A 20,698-nucleotide genomic window follows, 5' to 3' on the forward strand; every position below is an offset into this window, starting at 1 on the left:
AGGCGAAAGATGGCAGAGCTGCCGGACAAAGATAAATTACTGCGCAACTTTTCGCGTTGCGCAAACTGGGAGGAGAAGTACCTTTATATCATCGAGCTGGGGCAGCGTCTGCCGCCGCTCGGTGAAGAGGCGCATAATCCGGAAAATATTATTCAGGGCTGTCAGAGCCAGGTGTGGATTGTGATGGCTCAGTCTGATGACGGCACGATCGAATTGCGCGGCGACAGCGATGCCGCCATTGTAAAAGGGCTTATTGCGGTCGTCTTTAGCCTTTACCAGCAGATGTCGGCACAGGATATTGTTGCGTTCGATGTCCGCCCGTGGTTTGAAAAAATGGCCTTAACCCAACACCTCACCCCGTCCCGTTCTCAGGGACTGGAAGCGATGATTCGCGCCATCCGCGCCAAAGCTGCAATCCTTAGCTAGACTTACAGAACAGCATTCATTCTGTTTCGCGAGGTGGTTCCCGCCTCGCTGGTTTTTCAGCTTTCTGGCGTTCTGTCAGTGAATAAGGAATCTCAGCATGAAGCGCGCGTCTCTCATTACTCTATTACTCCTCAGTTCGCTCGGTGCCCTTAATTCGGCCCGCGCGATGGACTATCCCTTGCCGCCCGCAGGCAGCCGTCTGATTGGGCAAAATCAAACCTACACGATACAGGAAGGGGATAATAAGCTGCAGACCATTGCCCGTCGGTTTAATACGGCGGCGCAGGTGATCCTCGAAACCAACAATACCATTGCGCCGGTAAACCCTGCGCCGGGAACTGTTATTACCATTCCGTCGCAAATGCTGCTGCCGGATACGCCCCGCGAGGGAATTGTGGTGAATCTCGCTGAGCTTCGGCTCTACTACTTCCCGCCGGGGCAAAACATCGTTCAGGTTTTCCCGCTCGGCATCGGACAGCTGGGGCTGGAAACACCGGTCACGACCACGCGCGTAAGCCAGAAAATCCCGAATCCCACCTGGACACCTACACCGGGCATCAGAGCACGCTCTCTGGAGCAGGGCATTAAACTGCCTCCGGTGGTCCCTGCCGGGCCAAATAACCCCCTGGGACGCTTCGCACTGCGTTTAGGCGTGGGCAACGGGGAATATCTCATCCACGGCACCAGCGCGCCGGACAGCGTCGGCCTGCGAGTCAGCTCCGGCTGTATGCGGATGAACGCCCCGGATATCAAAGCCCTGTTCGAGCAGGTGCGGGTTGGCACGCGGGTACAGATCGTCAATGAACCCGTGAAGTTCTCCGTTGAGCCGGACGGTAAACGCTATATTGAAGTCCACCGTCCGCTGGCGCAGGTAGAAGGGGAAAATCCACAGGTCTCGCCCATTACCCACTCCGCCGACTTTGCGACCTTTGTTTCTCAGGCGGGAAGCGATAAGGCGCTAATTGAGAAAGCCCTGTCACGTCGCGCCGGCATCCCGGTGATCGTGTCGTCAGGCAGCGGCTCGTCGGCCAGCAATAGCGTGTTGTCGGTGCAGAACAGCCGGGTGTCCGCAGCGGTCGCGGAAGAAGAAGGGGAGAAGGTGACGCAGTAGCCGTTTGACGCAGGCAAAAAAAATGGCGCACAATGTGCGCCATTTTATTAACAGGTACTATTACTTACGGTATTTAGTAGCCTGGTTGTCCAGACGCTGGTTAGCGCGAGCTGCGTCGTCTTTAGCAGCCTGAACGTCGGAACGGATTGCGTTCACGTCGTTGCTCAGCTGGTCAACTTTAGCGTTCAGAGTCTGAACGTCAGAAGACAGCTGATCGATTTTAGCGTTGCTGGAGCAACCAGCCAGCAGAGTAGAACCCAGGATTACCGCGCCCAGTACCAGTTTAGTACGATTCATTATTAATACCCTCTAGATTGAGTTAATCTCCATGTAGCGTTACAAGTATTACACAAAGTTTTTTGGGTTGAGAATATTTTTTTGATGGGAATACACCTATTTTTGATCGTTCGCTCAAAGAAGCATCGAATCAGCCGGTTTCGGGTAAAAATCTAAGGAAAAAAAGGCATTTATCATCGGATTCATCTTAGATAATTCGCAATTAAATAGAAAAACCCGATTTGCATTTTGAATGACTTTGGCTAATGCCAGGAATAAAAAAAGCGCCCGACGGGCGCTTTTTATCCAAATTAATTCGTTCGGGAATTATTACAGCACGTGAACAGATGCGGTATTGGTGGTGCCGCTTGGTACCAGCGCGCCAGAAACCATGACCACAACGTCACCTTTCTGTGCCAGACCGCGATCAACCAGCTCCAGAGCCACTTCTTTACCCAGACGATAGAAATCATCCGTAGAGGCGATCTCTTTCACCAGGTGTGGGATCACGCCTTTGCTCAGCACCAGCTGACGGGCAGTGGTTTCGTTGGTGGTCAGCGCCAGGATAGTCGCATCCGGGAAGTATTTACGCACCGCACGAGCAGATTTACCGCCCTGGGTGGCAACCACGATCAGTGGTGCTTCCAGTTTCTCTGCGGTTTCTACTGCACCGCGGCACACCGCTTCAGTGATGCGCAGCTTGCGGCTGTCGTTGTTGTAGTCCAGACGGCTTTTCATCACGCGGTCGGTACGTTCGCAGATGGTGGCCATGATGGACACCGCTTCCAGCGGGTATTTACCTTTCGCGGATTCGCCGGACAGCATAACCGCATCAGTACCGTCGAGGATGGCGTTTGCCACGTCGCCTGCTTCAGCGCGGGTTGGGCGTGGGTTTTTGATCATGGAGTCCAGCATCTGCGTTGCGGTGATAACCACTTTACGCGCGCGCACGCATTTCTCGATCATCATCTTCTGCGCGAAGATCACTTCTTCAACCGGAATTTCAACGCCCAGGTCGCCACGTGCAACCATGATGCCGTCAGACGCTTCGAGGATTTCGTCGAAGTTGTTCAGGCCTTCCTGGTTTTCGATTTTGGAGATGATCTGGATCTTCTCGCCGCCGTGCGCTTTCAGGTGCTCACGGATTTCAACCACGTCGGAACGCTTACGGATGAAGGAGGCTGCAACAAAGTCAACGCCCTGTTCGCAACCGAAGATCAGGTCCTGTTTGTCTTTTTCAGCCAGGGCTGGCAGCGCGATGGAGACGCCCGGCAGGTTAACGCCTTTGTTTTCGCCCAGGTCGCCGTTGTTCAGCACTTTACAGATAACCTTGTTGCCTTCGATCGCGGTGACTTCCATACCGATCAGACCATCGTCTACCAGCACGGTGTTACCGACGGACAGATCGTTGGTGAAGCCTTCATAGGTTACTGCAACGATTTCGCTGTTGCCGACGACGGATTTGTCGGTAGTGAAGGTGAAGGTCTGGCCCGCTTTCAGAGAGACGTCGTTACCGCCTTCCAGTTTGATGGTACGGATTTCTGGACCTTTGGTGTCCAGCAGGATGGCAGCTTTTTTGCCGGTTTTGCTCATCACGTTGCGCAAGTTCTGGATGCGCTGACCGTGTTCTGCGTAATCACCGTGGGAGAAGTTCAGACGCATCACGTTCATGCCGGCGTCCAGCATTTTGGTCAGCATCTCTTCAGATTCGGTTTTCGGGCCGATAGTACAAACAATTTTCGTCTTTTTCATGACAGTCTTAGTCTTTAAGTTGGGAAGGATATGGATATCTCGCTCCGGGGGCGCACCGCCGCGGAGTCAAACCTGTGTTGCAAAAGAGTATATGACACGCACTAAGGATAGGAGACATCAAATGAGCGTGCAGAAGAAAGTGTGCCTGAGTGACAGCCCAACGAAGGAGAGGAGAAGTTGTACGTTGTTTTTTGTATTCCAAGCGCTGAAACCATTCACCAGGGATTTGGCGCGCATTATACGCTGATTTTAAGATAAAAGGAAAATGGAAACGGTGTTTCAGAAATAATCAATGCAGTTTCACATAATATTGTTATCAAGGCGTTAAGCCATGATGACAACTTGTGGCGGCAGGTGATTGACCTGCCGCGTTTTGCTTATTTTTGCAGCGCCTGGCTGAGGTCGGCAATCAGGTCTTTCGGATCTTCAATCCCGACTGACAGACGGATCAGCTGCGGCACAATGCCGTTTGCCAGGCGTTGCTCCAGCGGAATCGAGGCGTGCGTCATGCTGTAAGGCTGGCTCACCAGACTTTCCACGCCGCCGAGGCTCTCCGCGAGGGTAAACAGCTTCAGGTTGCGAATCACCTCGGTGGCGCGTTGCGCATCGCCTTTGACCACGACGGAAATCATTCCGCCGGGCAGGGCCATCTGCGTACGGGCAAGCTGATATTGCGGATGTGATTCCAGGCCGGGATAGAACACCTTTTCGACCAGAGGATGCCGATCGAGCCATTGCGCAATCGCCAGCGCGTTGGTGCTGTGCTTTTCGACCCTCAGCGCAAGCGTGCGAATACCGCGCAGCGTCAGGAAGCTGCTGAACGGATCCAGGACGCCGCCCACCGCGTTTTGCAGATAGCCCAGCTTGTCCGCCAGCTCCCTGTTGTCCCCGACAATCGCCAGCCCGGCCACCACGTCAGAATGGCCGTTCAGATATTTAGTGGCGGAGTGCACCACGATATCGAAGCCCGATTCCAGCGGACGGTGGATCACCGGCGACGCGAAGGTATTATCCGCCACGCTGATGACGTTATGACGACGGGCGATCGTCGCAATGGCCGCCAGATCCGCCAGCTTCAGCAGCGGGTTGGTCGGCGTTTCAACCCATACCATGCGGGTATCCGGGCGAATGGCGGCCTCAAGCCCAGCCAGGTCGTCCGGTTTAACCCAGCTGACCTGCAGCCCGGTACTGCGCTTGCGCACATTCTCGATCAGGCGGTACGTCCCACCGTAAACGTCATCAATAGCGACAATATGGCTGTCTTTATCCAGCAGTTCGAGCACCGTGGAGATGGCCGCCAGACCAGAGGCGAAGGCGTAGCCGCGCGTGCCGCCCTCCAGTTCGGCGATGGCGGTTTCCAGCGCGTGGCGGGTGGGGTTGCCGCTGCGGGAATACTCATAGCCGGTATGCTCGCCGGGCGCGGGTTGCGCAAACGTCGAGGTGGCGTAAATCGGCGGCATGACGGCGCCGTGCTGGTCGTTGAATTCGCCGCTGTGGACGCTCAGGGTAGCCAGGTTTTTCATCATCTATTCCTTTATTGCTGAAGACGGTTGCGCCAGGCGGTCAGAACGTCGCTGCGCGTAATCAGACCGAGAAAACGGTCGTTGTCATTAATGACGGCCACCAGACCGCGGTCAAAGATGGCGTTCAGGGCGCTTTCCGGGGCGTGTTTATCCAGGAACTCCACCTGACGCGTCATAGCTGCCGTAACCGGAAGCGCGAAGCGATCGCCGTCGCCGCCGATATGCCGCAGGAGATCCCACTCGTCGATAATGCCCACCACCTTGCCGTTCTCCAGCACCGGCAGCTGGGAGATGTCATACAGGCGCATGCGCGCCAGGACGGTGGAGAGCGTGTCGTCCGGGGCGGCGGTGACGGTAGCGCCTTCATCGTGGCGCAGGGCGATGTAGTCGGAGAGATCGCCGGCCTGAGGGCGGGTGATGAGCCCCTGCTGACGCATCCAGTCGTCGTTGAACATCTTCGAGAGATATTTGTTGCCGCTGTCGCAGGCGAAGGTCACCACGCGCTTCGGCGTGGTTTGCGCCTGGCAATACTTCAGCGCGGCCGCCAGCAGCGTGCCGCTGGAGGAGCCCGCCAGAATGCCTTCCGTTTTCAGCAGCTCGCGCGCGGTGGTGAACGCTTCGCGGTCGGTGATGCGCCAGGCGCGATTTACGCCTTCAATGTGGGCCAGCGGAGGAATAAAGTCTTCGCCAATTCCCTCAACCAGCCAGGAGCCCGCGTCACGGTAGCGTCCGGTTTCCACCTGGTCGGCCAGAACCGAGCCGGCCGGGTCAGCCAGGACAAACTCCGTATGCGTAGAGTGCTCGGCGAACCATGCCTGCAGGCCGCCCAGGGTACCGCCTGAGCCGACGCCCACCACGATGGCGTCGATCCTGCCGTCAAGCTGCTCATACAGTTCCGGTGCCGTTGTGGTGCGGTGCGCCAGCGGGTTGGCTTCGTTATTGAACTGGTCGATGTAATACGCGCCGGGCAGTTCGTTCGCCAGGCGCTGGGCGTAATCCTGGTAATAGGCAGGATGGCCCTTGTTGACGTCGGAGCGGGTCAGCACCACCTGGGCACCCAGCGCGCGCAGGTGGAAAATTTTCTCGCGGCTCATTTTGTCCGGCACTACCAGAATCAGCGAGTAGCCTTTCTGAGCGGCGATCAGGGCCAGGCCAAGACCGGTATTGCCCGCCGTGGCCTCAATAATCGTGCCGCCCGGCTGCAGCTGTCCGGTACGCTCTGCTTCGTTAATCATCGACAGCGCAACGCGATCCTTAATGGACCCGCCCGGATTCTGGTTCTCCAGCTTCAGGAACAGCGAGCAGGGACCGGTATTAAGCTTATGCAGTTGGATAAGCGGGGTACGACCAATCAGTTCGGTGACGGAGTGATAAATCGTCATGATGTTTTCCTTTCTGGATGTCATGACGGGATGATAGGGCGGTGAAATTTTCTCAATAAAGAACCATTCACTGCCGTTTAGAACAGAAAGGAATATAAATGCCATTTCTGGATGGCAGGACAGCAAGACGTAAAGTTGTCTGGATGTGAGGATGGCTATATCGGGATAAAATGCTGCAAAAATGACCGTTTTTTGCGCCCGTCCGCCAGAGGATATGCATCCGGCAGATAATCATTGCTGAAATTGGTCTAAATGCTTCCCACCCGGTAAATCCGGTGTTTATTTCTTAAAGTTATAACACATTCTTTTTTGTTCATTTAAAAGCTGATAACGCCTGTTTACTATCGTTTGGACATCCATACTGCTAAACAGCCATGCGCGAAACGGATAAAGAATAAGAATGATCGTACTCAGGAATATTTCGAAGGTTTTTGACAACGGAAAGGTCGCGCTGACTGCCGTTGATAACGTCAATTTGACGATAGAGCAGGGACAGATTTACGGAATTATTGGCTACAGCGGAGCCGGGAAAAGCACGCTGATTCGTCTGCTGAACGGCCTGGAAAAACCCAGCGCCGGAAGCGTCACCATCAACGGGCAGAACATTTCTGCCGCAAAAGGTGAGGCACTGCGCCAGGCGCGTCTGAAGATCAGCATGGTGTTTCAGCACTTCAACCTGCTGTGGTCGCGCACGGTCAGCGAGAATATTGCGTTCTCGATGCAAATTGCTGGCGTACCGAAAGCCGAAATTAAGGCCCGCGTGGCCGAGCTTATTGAACTCGTTGGCCTGAAAGGCCGCGAGCATGCCTACCCGTCGCAGCTGAGCGGTGGGCAAAAGCAGCGCGTAGGCATTGCCCGTGCGCTGGCTAATAATCCGGACGTGCTGCTCTGCGATGAAGCCACCTCCGCGCTTGACCCGCAGACCACCGATCAGATCCTCGATCTGCTGCTGGATATTAACCGTCGGTTCAAGCTGACCATCGTGTTGATCACCCACGAGATGCACGTGGTGCGCAAAATCTGCGACCGAGTGGCGGTGATGGAGAACGGTAAAGTGGTGGAAGAGGGAGACGTGCTGAGCGTCTTTACCCATCCGCAGCAGCCGATTACGCAGCAGTTTGTCCGTCAGGTGAGCCAGTACGCGGAAGAAGAAACGTTCAATACCGAACTGGCAAACGATCTGGAAGGTACGGTCATCAGGCTGACCTTTACCGGGCACAGCACGCATAAGCCGATCGTGGGCGAACTGACGCTGCGCTACGGCCTGCCGTTTAACATCCTGCACGGAAAAATGACGCAAACCGCCCACGGCGTGTTTGGTCAACTCTGGGTGCACGTCGTGGCATCTGATGAACAACTGAACAATATCCTCGCCGACCTGCAGCACAGCGATATTGAAGGCGAGGTGATTAAACATGGCTGAGAATCTCTTTCCGCATCTCAAGTGGGATCAGCTCTGGGCGGCGACGCTGGAGACGCTGTACATGACCGCGCTGTCCGGCGTGGCGACTTTTGTGCTGGGCATCGTGCTGGGTCTGGCGCTGTTTTTAACCGCGCGCGGCGGGCTGTTCCACAACCGTACGGTGTATAGCGTCATTTCGATTGTGGTGAACGTGTTCCGCTCGATTCCGTTCATCATTCTGATCGTACTGCTGATCCCGTTCACCAAGACCGTTGTCGGCACCATTCTTGGCGCCAACGCGGCGCTGCCGGCCCTGATTGTGGGTGCTGCACCGTTCTACGCACGCCTGGTGGAGATCGCCCTGCGTGAAGTGGATAAAGGCGTCATAGAAGCAACGCGCTCGATGGGCGCACGACTGAGCACGTTAGTGTTTCGGGTTTTACTGCCGGAATCATCACCTGCCCTGGTATCGGGTATTACGGTGACGCTGATTGCGCTGGTGAGCTACAGCGCAATGGCGGGGGTGATTGGCGCCGGCGGTTTGGGAAATCTGGCTTATCTGGAAGGATTCCAGCGCAACCATGGTGACGTCACGCTGGTGGCAACGGTGACCATTCTGATCATCGTTTTCATTATCCAGTTCTGCGGCGATGTCATTACTTCACTGTTAGATAAACGCTAATAAATACACACAGGAACCACATCATGAAAAAGACACTGACACTGATCGCCGCTGCAACCTTGAGCGCCCTGAGCTTCGCCTCCTGGGCCGACACCCTGACCGTGGGCGCATCCAACACGCCGCACGCCGAAATTCTGGAGCAGGCAAAGCCGATTCTGGCGAAGCAGGGTATCGACCTGGAGATTAAACCGTTCCAGGACTACATTCTGCCGAACACCGCGCTGGCGGGTCATGACATCGACGCGAACTATTTCCAGCACATTCCTTACCTGAACAGCGTGCTGAAAGATCATGCGGGCGATAAGGACTACGATTTTGTCAGCGCGGGCGCGATCCACATTGAGCCAATCGGCATCTACTCCAAGAAATACAAGTCGCTGAAAGACCTGCCGGAAGGTGGCAAGATCATCATGCGTGACGCGGTTTCTGAAGAGGGGCGTATTCTCTCCATCTTCGAGAAAGAGGGCGTGATCAAGCTGAAGCCGGGCATCGATAAAGTGACCGCGCGCATCAGCGACATCGTCGAGAACCCGAAAAAGCTGAAGTTCACGCCTAACGTCGAAGCGTCTCTGCTGCCGCAGATGTACAACAACAACGAAGGCGATGCGGTGGTGATTAACGCCAACTACGCGATTGACGCCGGTCTGGATCCGGTTCACGACCCGATTGCGGTAGAGAGCGGTGAAAACAACCCGTACGCTAACATCATTACCGTGCATCGCGGTGACGAGAAGAAGAAAGACATCGTCGCGCTGGTGAACGTGCTGCACTCGAAAGAGATTCAGGACTGGATCCGCACCAAGTACAAAGGCGCGGTCATTCCAGTAAACAACTAATTTACTGATTTTACTGATGAAGCCCGGCGAGTCTCTCGCCGGGCTTCTTTTTTGTATCCGGCAGGAGAATCATTTAAGCTCAACGTTTAACAGGCAATGGAGTGATGACGATGGGTAACGTGACCAAAGATGAAGCGCTGTATCAGGAGATGTGCCGGGTGGTCGGGAAGGTCGTGCTTGAGATGCGTGATTTAGGGCAGGAGCCAAAGCATATTGTCATTGCCGGGGTACTGCGTACCGCGCTGGCGAACCAGCGCGTGAAACGCAGTGAATTGACAACCGAGGCAATGGAAACGGTGGTTAAAGCGCTGGCCGGGTAAGGCGCCAGCGTTTTGCAAGCTGCTCGAGCGAGCAGCAGAGCAGGTAGTAGACCACGCCCGTAAAGATAAAAATGGCCGCCGGGTAGATTTGCACCCGGTTGTTGACCTGTCCCGCCACCGTGGTCAGCTCCGGGACGTTCACGATAAACGCCAGCGACGTATCCTTCAGCAGGCTGATAAAAATCCCCACCAGCGACGGCAGAATGTTCCTCAGCGCCTGCGGCAGAAGCACGCGCCACAGGGTTTGCTGCGTGCTGAATCCCTGTGACAGTGCGGCTTCGTACTGCCCGGTCGGCAGCGCGCTCAGCCCGGCCAGGACCGAGTGCATCACGGTGGCCGCCGTAAACCAGGCCAGCGCCAGCGTGACGGTCAGCGCCCCCGGCAGATCGCCTCCGGTGATGAGCGGCAGGAGATACCACATCCAGAAGATCACGAAGATGAGCGGGATCCCGCGAATCAGCTCTGCCCATACAAAGAGGGCTTTTCGTACGAGCCCGGTAAAGCGCCAGGCCAGGCACGCGAGCACTATCCCCCCGGGCAGAGCGATAGCCGCAGCGCCTGTCGCCATCATTAACGAAAGCAATACGCCTCCTGGTTCACCGGCTGCCGCGCGTCCCCACAGCAGATAATCGAGGTTATCGGTGATGACATTAAGTCCGGCAATCATGTTTTTCACTCCCTGCGATGACGACGTTCGGGCGTTTACGTTTAGCCTGTGGACCAAGGCGTACCAGCGCCATCCCCATGATCAGGCCGGTCAGCAGATAGAGTGCGGTACCAAGGGTAAATGCCTCAAGCGCGTGCGCGTTATAGCTTTCGATCTGCCTGACCTGATAGGTGAGCTCGGCGAAGCCAATCCCGCTGGCGAGCGAGGAGAGCTTCATCAGATTAAGGTACTGGCCCACAACCGGCTGCCAGGCGTTGGCCAGGCCCTGCGGCAGAAGAATGTAGCGAAACAAACGCCACGCGGAGAATCCCTGGGCGAGCGCCGCCTCCCGCTGCCCGGCTGGCACCGAACGCAATCCTGCTTCCACCTCTTCGATTAAAAACGCCGAGGTAAAGACGCCCAGCCCCCAGGCAGAACATAAAAACTCGGGCGTAAACCACCAGACGTCGCCGGGCAGAATGGACCAGCTGTGATCGGCGTTGACCACGTCGCGAAACGCCTGCGGCAGGCCGTTCCAGGCGGCAAAATACCAGAACAGCAGCTGCACCAGCAGCGGGGTATTGCGAAAAAGCGATACCCAGCCGCTGACGATCGCTTTCCCGACGCGTCCGCCGGAAAGGCGCAGGAGCATAAAGAGCAGTGCGAGCAGGCTGGCTAGCACGATCCCCGCCAGCGTCACCCACAGGGTGGTGAGGAATCCGGAGAGTATCCACTGCAGAGGCTGTCCGGTCAGTACCCCCTGCCAGTCGAGCGCGGGCATTACAGATGCTCCTGATGCAGCGGGTTGAGCACCTTTTGCAGGAAACGCTGCGCGCGCGGATGCGCTGGCTGGCTGAAAAATTGCGCCGGCGGCGCGGTTTCCAGAATTTTTCCGCCGTCGATAAAGACAATCCGGTCGGCAATTTCCCGGGCAAACTGCATCTCGTGAGTCACCACGATCATCGTGATTCCGCTGTGGGCGAGAGCTTTCATCACGAACAGGACTTCACCAATCATCTCGGGATCGAGCGCCGACGTCGGCTCGTCAAAGAGAATGATTTGCGGCGACGAGGCAAGGGCACGAGCAATTGCCACGCGCTGCTGCTGCCCGCCGGATAGCTCTGCCGGAAAATGGTGGGCTTTTTCCAGCATCCCGACCTTCTCCAGCAGGGCCAGCGCGCGCTCCTGGGCTGGCCGTGGCTTCCAGCCGTGAACGTGCTCAAGGGCCAGGGTGATATTCTGGCTGGTGGTGAGATGGGCATAAAGATTGAACTGCTGGAACACAAACCCCACGCGGCTTCGCAGCTGGCGCAGCCCGCTGCCGGATAGCTTTCCGGTAGGCTTATTGTCGACCAGAATCTCTCCGCCGCTCAGAGGTTCAAGCTGGTTGATAAGACGAATCAGGGTGGATTTACCGGAACCCGACGGGCCGAGGATGGCAACCACTTCACCGGGCGTAATGGTCAGGTTAATGTCGCTTAAAACCTGATGGTCACCGTAGCGTTTGTCCACATGACGAAACTCGACGCTGGCCTGTTCCAGATGTGAAAAATCCGCGGCACCGGCCGCGGAGTGTGAAAATAAACCTGAGAGCATAATTACCTGGCTTCTATTTTAAAGGCGCGCGGCTGTGGAGCAGGGGTGCCAGGACCAAACCAGACATCATAGATTTTTGCCGCCTGACCGGTCTTCTCGAGATTAACCAGCTCGTCGTTAACGGCTTTCAGCAGCGCCGTTTCACCTTTCTTCACCCCTACGCCAATCTCTTCTTTACTGAGCAGATCGGGCAGGATTTTGAAGTTCGCTTTGTCCGGCGCCTGCGCCAGCAGGCCGGCCAGAATGGTGCTGTCCTGGGTAATGGCCTGGACGTTGCCATTGCGCAGTGCGGTCAGCGCCAGGGGAATGTCGTCATAGGAGAGGACGCGGGACTGCGGGAAACGCTGGTGCAGCGCCTGCTCGCCTGTTGTGCCTTTGACTGCACCAATGCGCGCCCGGCTATAGTCATCGAGCTTGTCCGGTGATTTCGCCGGAACCAGGAACTGCTGGCCGGTGACGAAGTAAGGCGTCGAGAAATCAATGACCTGTGCGCGTTCCGGGGTGATGGTGATATCCGCTACGATCAGGTCGGCTTTGCCGGACTGCAGCAGCGGAATGCGGTTGGCCGGATTGGTGGCAACCAGTTCAAGCTTCACGCCGAGCGATTTTGCCAGCGCTTTGGCGAAGTCCACGTCATAACCCACGATCTCGTGCGTTTTGGCGTCAATCGAGCCAAACGGCGGGTTGGCGTCAAAGGTGGCCACTTTCACCACCCCTGCGGCCTTAATATCCGCCAGCTGATCCGCCTGTGCCTGCACTGAAAGCAGGCTCCCCGCCGCCAGTAATCCCAGAACCAGTGTCCGTTTGGTAAACCCTTTCATGTTTGCTGCCATAGTCATTCGCCATCCCGTTGTTTTTGTTTTACCCCGTTACGCTCCCATAAGGGAAAGCTATCGCCAAATAAGAAATCGTTCTTTGCTATGAGCAAAAAAGCATTAGTGAACAAGGTGTTAATGAAGAGTGAAAAGAACGGGATGCTATTTGCAGATCCTGCACATCGACAGTGGATTTTGGTATTTCCCCTGCACGGGATTTGGATGCTTAACTGAAGGCAGACACGGCGAGAGAGGGTAAGACGATGAAAAAGTGGATCAGCACGTTACGGCGGTTTTTTGCGGCCCGGCCAGCGAATGCGGAGAACAGCGCGCAACGTGTTCTTGAGTCGATACTGCCTGTCGCCAGCCTGTATGGCGTAGACGTTGCCAACATTGACCCGGAGTGGTTCCATGATAAAACGCCACGCTGAACTGCGCCGCACGCGCGAAACGTACTGGAACGAGGTGTGCGTGACGTTTAACGAGTGAAATAAAAAAGCACCGGTTTCCCGGTGCTTGTTTATTAGATCTTGCAGGCGTCGCCGCAGTCGTCGTCGGCGACAATCGCCTGCGCTTTTTTATCCGCGTCGTCCAGACGTTCCGCATTACGCTCTTCTGCTTCATCCAGACCGTTAAACACTAAGTTATCGAGATCAATTTCCATGTGGCACCTGCTCTGTTCAGTTTTCGATACTGGCACAGTATAGGGCAAAAAAAGCCAGCAATGTACCTCGCAGCACATAAGGATAATCCCTGCCATACTCAGTGCTTTATCGCTGAGGAGAGCACATGATTACACTCTGTAAAACCTGTGGAACCGCCTACGATACGCAGCCGGACAGATGCCCGATTTGTGAGGATGAACGCCAGTATGTGCCCGCCACGGGCCAGGCGTGGACCGATCTCGATACCGTCAACGCGACGCACAGCAACAAATGGCAGCAGCTGGAGCCGCGATTGTTCGGTATCAAAACGGTCCCGGCGTTTGCTATCAACCAGCGGGCGCTGCTTCTGCAAACGCCCCACGGCAATATCCTCTGGGATTGCATCGCCAACATTGACCCGGCAACCAAAACGCTTATTAACGCCCTCGGCGGCATCAGCGCGATAGCGATCTCACATCCGCACTATTACACCACGATGCAGGAGTGGGCTGCGGCGTTTGACGCGCCGGTGTACCTGCACGCCAGCGACAGAGAGTGGGTGATGCGCGAAAGCCCGGCCATTCATTTCTGGGAAGGCGATGCGCTGGAGATTTTCCCGTCTGTCACCCTGCTGCGTCTGGGCGGGCATTTTGCCGGGGGAACGGTGCTGCACTGGCAGGAGGGGGACGGGGTGCTGCTGGTGGGCGATATTCTGCAGGTCACGCCGGGTAAAGACGCCGTCTCGTTTATGTGGAGCTACCCGAACTATCTTCCGCTGCCGGCTCGCGCCGTGGCGTCCGTCGTAAGTCGTCTGGAAGGCAGAACGTTTGAACGTCTGTACGGCGCGTTCGAAGGGCAGAACATCCTCGCTAACGCGGACGAAATTGTGCAGCGGTCGGGCCAAAAATATATTGCTTGTCTGAAGTAAACGACGATGGGTAAACTTTACGAGTGTGATCTCGATCATACCTAAACTAAAACAGATAAAAGAGACATTGCTATGCAACATATCATTGAAGGTTTTCTCAGCTTTCAAAAAGAGATTTTCCCGCAACGTAAAGAACTCTTCCGCAGTTTAGCGTCCAGCCAGAATCCCAAAGCGCTGTTCATCTCATGCTCCGACAGCCGTCTGGTCCCGGAACTGGTCACCCAGCAAGAGCCGGGACAACTCTTTGTCATTCGTAATGCTGGCAACATTGTGCCGCCGTTCGGACCGGAGCCAGGCGGCGTGTCCGCAACCATCGAATACGCCGTTGTGGCGCTGGGCGTCACGGATATCGTGATTTGCGGTCACTCCAACTGCGGCGCGATGAAGGCGATTGCCGATAACGCGAACCTGGAGCCGATGCCTGCCGTGTCGCACTGGCTTCGCTATTCCGACGCGGCGAAAGCCGTGGTGGAGAAGAAAACCTGGGATAAGCCGATCGATAAAGTCAATGCGATGGTGCAGGAGAACGTGTTTGCGCAGCTGAGCAACATCAAGACCCATCCGTCCGTCGCCGTGGGCCTGCGTAATAACTCCATCCGACTGCACGGCTGGGTGTACGACATTGAAAGCGGCGAAATCCTCGCGCTGGATAAAGCGACGAAAAGCTTCGTCTCGCTGTCGGAAAACCCGGAAGTCTTCTTCGAGTAATCCGCAACAGCAGGGCACGGAAGCCCTGTCAGTTTTCAAAATAGTGTAATCTCCGCCGCACGCGCGATGCGGGTTTTTCCGCCGCTTTCGCCATCGCCTCTGCAATCTCTGCACACTCCGCCAGCCCCTGAACGAAGGGACGATCGTGCATCAGCCACGGTATCGCACCGAAGGCGATGCGCCCGCGAACGGTGTCAGGCGCTTTTAAGGTGTAATCCTCGCCGATATCGGGTATCTCATCGCCGGTCGCTTCCAGCTGTTTTCGCAGCGTCGGGAAGGGCAGATCTTTCGTTTTGAGCGGCTTTTGTCCGCGAGCGTCAATAAACACGTCGAAACGATAGACGGTCTCTTTTGTGGTTATCACCGTTCGATCGCCGCCAACGTCGAGCGTGTAGTCGTCCCCGAGCGCGGCCACGCTGATGATGCCGGCTTCGCGAAGCGCGAGCAGCCTGCGGATAGACTGCGGAGGGATAGCGGCATAGTTGTCGATAAATACCCGGGCCAGGCCTTGCTTAAAGCGCTCTTTGTCCCGTTCGTTGAGGTGGGGAACAATCTCCTGAACCACTTCATGCAGCCGAAGGACGGTATAGCGCCAGGCCACGGTACGGCGTTCCCGTTTGTTGCGTTCAACCTCGTTGAGGTTCTCTTCCGCCCAGGTAAAGGGGCTGTGGCGTTTACGATCCTCAAACCAGGCCTCACGAATCGTGTCCGCATTCAGCGTATGCAGAGACATTTCCTCGCACCACGCCGGGTCGGCAAGCTGAATCTCTTTGACCATCAGGTCGAAGATGCGGTCAAGCAGGCCATCAGGTCCTTTGGCGATCTCGTTTTCCACCACCAATTCGGTCAATACCGATAGCGGCTCGTAAGGAATAGGGCAGTAAAAATCGGCTTCCGGCAGAATGCCCGTCCGGGACATTAGCGTGATGTTTAACCCTTCTCTACCTTTGTCGAGGATGAATTTACCCTCGCGAAACGCGCCGTGCTGCATCACCACCGCCATAGCCGCATCGAGACCGCTTAACGATGTCCCCATGATACCGACGCGGCAGGGAGGAATACTGGCGTCCATCAGACCGGACCACGGGCTTGGGAAGAACGTGCGCGTGGCTTCATCCTCCTCTGGCCAGACGTGGCCGGTGGCGATAATCGCCAGGTCGAATTGATCCGGTAAGGTGCGGTCGTTGACCGAAATCGTCACGCCGGTTGTCGAAGGGATGATGTCGGTGACCTTCGCGGATTCATGGACCTTAACCTCGAACCCCAGCTTATTAGCCTCTTTTACGATTGAACGAAAGCTGTCGCGAAAATACTCCCCCAGCAGGATCCGGGGCAGGAACTGTCGGTCATGCAGGCTGGCTTTGTCCACCTTAAAGCGCGCCAGATGGGCATCGCTCTGTTCCTTGAGCCAGTCGAGGTAGGTCATAAAAATGGGCGGGATTTCAATGCTCGCAATGTTCGCCAGCATCAGCCGGGAATTATCGTCATCGTTATAGGGCATGCCCACGCCAGCTTCATCTGCCTGCTCGAAAACGGAAACGGAGAGCGGAGTGCTGTTTTGAAGCAGGTTATAAAAGGTGTAAATCCCTGTGGGGCCGGAGCCGATAATCGCGATTTTCTTCATCGACACGTTTCCTGTGTTTTTTCCATAGGAATAGCGTAGCAGGAGAATAATGATGAAAATAAAGGATTAAGAAAATTCAGGATATCAGAGGGGAATTTGCACCATTTCAGGACTGAAATGGTGCGTCCGAGTGGACTCGAACCACCGACCCCCACCATGTCAAGGTGGTGCTCTAACCAACTGAGCTACGGACGCAGAATGGTGCGTTCAATTGGACTCGAACCAACGACCCCCACCATGTCAAGGTGGTGCTCTAACCAACTGAGCTATGAACGCAACGTGTTGTCGGTGACAACGGGGACGAATATTAGCGGCACAACCCCGAGGTGGCAAGAGGGAAAATGCAATTTTCTCTCTGATTTCACGCGATTGCTGTATTACCGCGCAAAGTGAAGAGAAAGTAGCCGCCGGGTGGCGGCTACTGCGTATTTAACGGGCAGCGCGTTGCAAAATGATCGTTGATGGCTGGCGCTGCAGGAAGCGCATGCGCATCATCATCATAATCGCCGCCGACGTCAGGCCGATGATAAAGCCCATCCAGAACCCCGCCGGCCCCATGCGGTCAACCACCAGGTCGGTCAGGGCCAGAATATAACCACACGGCAGACCCAGCACCCAGTAGGCGATGAAGGTGATAAAGAAGATGGAGCGCGTGTCTTTATAGCCACGCAGCACGCCGCTGCCAATCACCTGGATGGAGTCCGAAATCTGGTAAATCGCGGCCAACAGCATCAGATGCGATGCCAGCGTGACGACTTCCGGATTGTCGTTATAGAGCAGGGCAATCTGCTCGCGCAGCGCAACGGTAAAAAGCGCCGTGCAAATGGCCATGCAGACGCCGACGCCCAGCCCGGTCCGGGCAGCCGTTTGCGCATCCAGCGTTGAGCCCTGGCCCAGGCGGAAGCCCACGCGAATCGTCACCGCCGCGGCCAGCGACATCGGCAGGACGAACATCAGGGAACTGAAGTTCAGCGCAATCTGGTGGCCCGCGACATCAATAATGCCCAGCGGGGAGACCAGCAGGGCGACCACGGCAAACAGGGTTACCTCAAAGAACAGCGCCAGCGCGATAGGCAGCCCTAACTGCACCAGACGCGTCATGATGTTCCAGTCCGGCGTGCTGAATCTGTTCTCGTTACGAATGTCGCGCATGGAGCGGGCGCGCTTCACGAAGGTAAGCATCGAGAAGAACATTACCCAGTAAACGGCTGCCGTCGCCACGCCGCAGCCGACGCCGCCCAGCTCCGGCATCCCGAAATGACCGTAGATAAAGACATAGTTCACCGGAATGTTGACCAGCAGCCCGATAAATCCCATCACCATGCCGGGCTTGGTTTTCGCCAGGCCTTCACACTGGTTACGCGCCACCTGGAAAAAGAGGTAGCCGGGCGCACCCCAGAGCAGAGCGCGCAGATAGCCCACGGCTTTATCCGCCAGTGCCGGGTCAATGTTATGCATAGTGCGAATGATGTGGCCCGCGTTCCAGAGCACGACCATGATCAGCACGGAGACAAATCCTGCCAGCCAGAAACCCTGACGGACCTGATGTGCAATGCGCTCGCGACGACCCGAGCCATTGAGCTGAGCGATAACAGGCGTGAGCGCGAGCAGCAGACCGTGACCGAACAGGATGGCCGGAAGCCAGATCGACGTGCCGATAGCAACGGCCGCCATATCGGTGGCGCTGTAGCCACCTGCCATTACCGTATCCACAAATCCCATTGCGGTCTGGGCCACTTGCGCGACGATCACTGGTATAGCCAGTGCCAATAACTGGCGCGCTTCATTCATGTACTTCTGCACGTGAACACCTTTATTTTGTAGTTATTTGAGAGACTAAAAAAGCCGCCGAAACGGGCAGCAAGAAGAAAATGCAGGGGGGTGCCAGCTATTGTAGCGGGCTTTAGCTATTAATCTAGTGAAAAAATCGCCAGAAAATGCGCTCCGCTGGCAACCTGTTTTTCCAACTGTTATTGTGGTGGGATTAAACGGTGTCACCACCGTCCGGAAAAAACAGGAGTTGTAAGCATGTTTACTGGTATTGTGCAGGGCATCGCCAAAGTGGTGTCCATTGATGAAAAACCTAATTTCCGTACTCATGTTGTTGAGCTGCCGGAATATATGCTTGAGGGCATTGAAACAGGCGCGTCGATTGCCCATAACGGCTGCTGCCTGACCGTTACCGAAATTAACGGCAACCAGATTAGCTTTGATTTAATGAAAGAGACGCTGCGCATCACCAATCTGGGCGAGCTGGCGGTGGGAGATACCGTCAACGTTGAGCGGGCGGCGAAGTTCAGCGATGAGATTGGCGGCCACCTGATGTCCGGGCACATCATGACCACCGCTGAAGTGGCGAAAATCGTAACCTCGGAAAATAACCGTCAAATCTGGTTTAAAATGCAGGATCCGTCATTAATGAAATACATCCTCTATAAAGGATTTATTGGCATTGACGGGATTAGCCTGACGGTGGGAGAAGTGACGCCAACGCGTTTTTGCGTACATTTAATTCCTGAAACGCTGCAGCGCACCACGCTGGGTGCCAAAAAACTCGGGCATCGCGTGAATATCGAAATCGATCCGCAAACCCAGGCGGTAGTGGATACGGTTGAGCGCGTGCTGGCAGCAAAAGAAGCCGCAATAATAAAGACCGCCGCAGAAGAAGAATAAAAAATAACCCCGGATATCCGGGGTTATTTTTTTAGCGTGCGACACGCAGTCCGTGTTCAATACCTCGGCTGAATACCACCTGCCAGAGCTGAATATCCCGCGCGCGAAACGCCCCCGCGCAGGCATTCAGATAATAGCTAAACATCCGCTTGAATCGTTCAGAATAGTTGTCCGCAATCTCAGGCCAGGCTTTCTGGAAACGTTCATGCCACGCCATTAAGGTGGTGTCGTAGTCCGCGCCAAAGTTATGCCAGTCTTCCATCACGAAATGGGGTTCACTGGCGTTGGCAATCTGGCGAACGGACGGCAAACAGCCATTCGGAAAGATGTATTTGTTGATCCACGGGTCAACGTTATTGTCGGTCCGCTTAGAGCCGATGGTGTGCAGCAGGAAGATGCCGTCTGGTTTCAGATTACGATCCACCACCTCAAAATAGGTAGCGTAGTTTTTCGGCCCGACGTGCTCGAACATGCCGACGGAAACGATCCGGTCAAACTGCTCGTTCAGGTCACGGTAGTCCTGCAGCCGAATATCCACATCAAGGCCCTGGCAGCGCTCCCGCGCCATTTTTTGCTGTTCCGCTGAAATCGTGACGCCGACGACGCTGACGCCATAGTGCTTCGCCATAAAATACGCCAGCCCGCCCCAGCCGCAGCCGATATCCAGCACGCGCATACCGGGCTGTAGCTGCAGCTTCTCGCTAATCAGACGCAGCTTGGCCTGCTGGGCCTCTTCAAGCGTTGACGCCTCTTTCCAGTAGGCGCAGGAGTACTGCATGAAAGGGTCCAGCATACGGCTGAACAGGTCGTTGCCAAGATCGTAGTGTTCTTTGCCCACGATCCACGCGCGTTTTTTACTTTGCAGATTGAACAGTCGGGCAGAGGCGACACGCAGGGTGTCTTTCAGATTGCGAGGGAGTTGATTTTCAAGACCGGCACGCAGCACGCTGGCGAAAAAGGTATCCAGACGTTCGCACTCCCACCAGCCGTCCATATAGCTTTCACCCAGGCCTAACGATCCCTCCCGCAACACGCGTTTAAAAAAGTCGGGATGTTTAACCTGAGGATCGGATGGCGATGATCCATTGATAGTGATGCCTGCTCGACCTAACAGTTCACTGACGATCCGGGACCAGTTATCGTCCGGAACGCTGACTTCTTCTATACACGATGAACTCATAGCTTCTCCATCACCCTACTGTGATCAGAACCTTAAAACAGCGTAGACGCTTTTTTTGGTTTGTGAGAAATCTCACGGTAAATACCGCGAGGCTAGTATCCGACGTAGAACAGAGGAAGGGAGATAACCCTTGCCGAAATGCCTTCCATGGTAAAACGGGAGCACTCCGGCTCC

At 55.6% G+C, this 20,698-nt stretch carries 22 protein-coding genes and 2 tRNA genes; 10 read left to right on the top strand and 14 right to left on the bottom strand.

The annotated features are described in order from the left end of the window. The first annotated feature begins 9 nt into the window (after positions 1–9). Together sufE and V1587_RS11915 are read left to right on the top strand one after the other, a co-directional pair. On the top strand, positions 10–426 hold the full coding sequence (sufE, locus tag V1587_RS11910; protein ID WP_248098446.1) for a cysteine desulfuration protein SufE: 417 nt from the start codon (positions 10–12) through the stop codon (positions 424–426). Between the two features lie 97 nt (positions 427–523). After that, positions 524–1,537, top strand: coding sequence for a L,D-transpeptidase family protein (locus V1587_RS11915; protein ID WP_371897652.1), 1,014 nt, complete (start codon positions 524–526; stop codon positions 1,535–1,537). 60 nt (positions 1,538–1,597) lie between these two features. On the opposite strand, the gene lpp is transcribed toward V1587_RS11915, so the two are convergent. From lpp to V1587_RS11935, 4 genes are all read right to left on the bottom strand, one after another. Next, entirely contained in the window at positions 1,598–1,834 is a 237-nt protein-coding gene (gene lpp / locus V1587_RS11920; protein ID WP_010430241.1) for a murein lipoprotein Lpp, read from the bottom strand. A gap of 309 nt (positions 1,835–2,143) precedes the next feature. Next, entirely contained in the window at positions 2,144–3,565 is a 1,422-nt protein-coding gene (pykF, locus tag V1587_RS11925) for a pyruvate kinase PykF (protein WP_029739779.1), read from the bottom strand. 377 nt (positions 3,566–3,942) lie between these two features. After that, positions 3,943–5,088 (bottom strand): PLP-dependent aspartate aminotransferase family protein, encoded by a 1,146-nt coding sequence (locus tag V1587_RS11930; RefSeq protein ID WP_371897770.1) that lies wholly within the window; start codon positions 5,086–5,088, stop codon positions 3,943–3,945. 11 nt (positions 5,089–5,099) lie between these two features. Further along, on the bottom strand, positions 5,100–6,470 hold the full coding sequence (locus tag V1587_RS11935; protein WP_395314342.1) for a pyridoxal-phosphate dependent enzyme: 1,371 nt from the start codon (positions 6,468–6,470) through the stop codon (positions 5,100–5,102). Positions 6,471–6,870: 400 nt separating this feature from the next. Here V1587_RS11935 and V1587_RS11940 point away from each other — a divergent pair, with 400 nt between their 5' ends. The 4 genes from V1587_RS11940 (at position 6,871) to fumD (ending at position 9,710) form a co-directional block, all read left to right on the top strand. Next, a complete protein-coding gene (locus V1587_RS11940; protein WP_371897650.1) occupies positions 6,871–7,893 on the top strand; it encodes a methionine ABC transporter ATP-binding protein in 1,023 nt (340 codons plus the stop codon). Then, on the top strand, positions 7,886–8,554 hold the full coding sequence (locus V1587_RS11945) for a methionine ABC transporter permease (RefSeq protein WP_008500617.1): 669 nt from the start codon (positions 7,886–7,888) through the stop codon (positions 8,552–8,554). The genes V1587_RS11940 and V1587_RS11945 overlap by 8 nt, the downstream gene beginning before the upstream one ends. 23 nt (positions 8,555–8,577) lie before the next feature. Continuing rightward, positions 8,578–9,390 (top strand): MetQ/NlpA family ABC transporter substrate-binding protein, encoded by an 813-nt coding sequence (locus V1587_RS11950; protein WP_008500616.1) that lies wholly within the window; start codon positions 8,578–8,580, stop codon positions 9,388–9,390. A 110-nt stretch (positions 9,391–9,500) separates the two neighbouring features. Then, positions 9,501–9,710, top strand: coding sequence for a fumarate hydratase FumD (gene fumD / locus V1587_RS11955; RefSeq protein WP_008500615.1), 210 nt, complete (start codon positions 9,501–9,503; stop codon positions 9,708–9,710). On the opposite strand, the gene V1587_RS11960 is transcribed toward fumD, so the two are convergent. Genes V1587_RS11960 through V1587_RS11975 form a run of 4 tightly spaced genes read right to left on the bottom strand, consistent with a single transcriptional unit; the run spans position 9,691 to position 12,785 of the window. Further along, on the bottom strand, positions 9,691–10,377 hold the full coding sequence (locus tag V1587_RS11960; protein ID WP_371897649.1) for an amino acid ABC transporter permease: 687 nt from the start codon (positions 10,375–10,377) through the stop codon (positions 9,691–9,693). The two genes, fumD and V1587_RS11960, sit on opposite strands and share 20 nt — an antisense overlap. Beyond that, a complete protein-coding gene (locus V1587_RS11965) occupies positions 10,361–11,137 on the bottom strand; it encodes an amino acid ABC transporter permease (protein ID WP_371897648.1) in 777 nt (258 codons plus the stop codon). The genes V1587_RS11960 and V1587_RS11965 overlap by 17 nt, the downstream gene beginning before the upstream one ends. Further along, positions 11,137–11,952: an amino acid ABC transporter ATP-binding protein gene (locus V1587_RS11970; RefSeq protein WP_371897647.1), complete on the bottom strand. Its 816-nt coding sequence runs from the start codon at positions 11,950–11,952 to the stop codon at positions 11,137–11,139. The genes V1587_RS11965 and V1587_RS11970 overlap by 1 nt, the downstream gene beginning before the upstream one ends. Before the next feature lie 2 nt (positions 11,953–11,954). Beyond that, positions 11,955–12,785: an ABC transporter substrate-binding protein gene (locus V1587_RS11975; RefSeq protein WP_371897769.1), complete on the bottom strand. Its 831-nt coding sequence runs from the start codon at positions 12,783–12,785 to the stop codon at positions 11,955–11,957. Positions 12,786–13,030: 245 nt separating this feature from the next. Between V1587_RS11975 and V1587_RS11980 the strand changes: the two genes are divergently transcribed. Continuing rightward, positions 13,031–13,198 carry a hypothetical protein gene (locus tag V1587_RS11980; protein ID WP_032666818.1) on the top strand — a complete coding sequence of 56 codons (168 nt, stop codon included), beginning with the start codon at positions 13,031–13,033 and terminating at the stop codon, positions 13,196–13,198. A 92-nt stretch (positions 13,199–13,290) separates the two neighbouring features. On the opposite strand, the gene V1587_RS11985 is transcribed toward V1587_RS11980, so the two are convergent. Next, entirely contained in the window at positions 13,291–13,431 is a 141-nt protein-coding gene (locus tag V1587_RS11985; RefSeq protein WP_003857665.1) for a hypothetical protein, read from the bottom strand. A gap of 125 nt (positions 13,432–13,556) precedes the next feature. Here V1587_RS11985 and V1587_RS11990 point away from each other — a divergent pair, with 125 nt between their 5' ends. Further along, positions 13,557–14,339 (top strand): MBL fold metallo-hydrolase, encoded by a 783-nt coding sequence (locus tag V1587_RS11990; protein ID WP_395314343.1) that lies wholly within the window; start codon positions 13,557–13,559, stop codon positions 14,337–14,339. 72 nt (positions 14,340–14,411) lie between these two features. After that, positions 14,412–15,047, top strand: a complete 636-nt coding sequence (locus tag V1587_RS11995) for a carbonic anhydrase (protein ID WP_109844381.1) — start codon at positions 14,412–14,414, stop codon at positions 15,045–15,047. A 28-nt stretch (positions 15,048–15,075) separates the two neighbouring features. Here V1587_RS11995 and V1587_RS12000 read toward each other — a convergent pair whose 3' ends face one another. From V1587_RS12000 to mdtK, 4 genes are all read right to left on the bottom strand, one after another. Continuing rightward, positions 15,076–16,671 (bottom strand): FAD-NAD(P)-binding protein, encoded by a 1,596-nt coding sequence (locus V1587_RS12000; RefSeq protein WP_371897645.1) that lies wholly within the window; start codon positions 16,669–16,671, stop codon positions 15,076–15,078. 118 nt (positions 16,672–16,789) lie between these two features. Next, positions 16,790–16,866: transfer RNA gene (locus V1587_RS12005), tRNA-Val, on the bottom strand. 4 nt (positions 16,867–16,870) lie between these two features. Then, a tRNA-Val gene (locus tag V1587_RS12010) sits at positions 16,871–16,947 on the bottom strand. A 153-nt stretch (positions 16,948–17,100) separates the two neighbouring features. Beyond that, complete coding sequence (mdtK, locus tag V1587_RS12015) at positions 17,101–18,474, bottom strand: MdtK family multidrug efflux MATE transporter (protein ID WP_371897644.1); 1,374 nt, start codon at positions 18,472–18,474, stop codon at positions 17,101–17,103. Positions 18,475–18,699: 225 nt separating this feature from the next. On the opposite strand from mdtK, the gene V1587_RS12020 reads away from it, so the two are divergent. Further along, positions 18,700–19,344: a riboflavin synthase subunit alpha gene (locus tag V1587_RS12020; protein WP_371897643.1), complete on the top strand. Its 645-nt coding sequence runs from the start codon at positions 18,700–18,702 to the stop codon at positions 19,342–19,344. Positions 19,345–19,375: 31 nt separating this feature from the next. Here the strand turns inward: V1587_RS12020 and cfa are convergent, their stop codons facing one another. Continuing rightward, a complete protein-coding gene (gene cfa / locus V1587_RS12025) occupies positions 19,376–20,524 on the bottom strand; it encodes a cyclopropane fatty acyl phospholipid synthase (protein WP_371897642.1) in 1,149 nt (382 codons plus the stop codon). Between the last annotated feature and the right edge of the window lie 174 nt (positions 20,525–20,698).

The sequence above is a fragment of the Enterobacter sp. ECC-249 genome (genome assembly GCF_043965265.1).
GTDB classification, from domain to species: domain Bacteria; phylum Pseudomonadota; class Gammaproteobacteria; order Enterobacterales; family Enterobacteriaceae; genus Enterobacter; species Enterobacter quasiroggenkampii.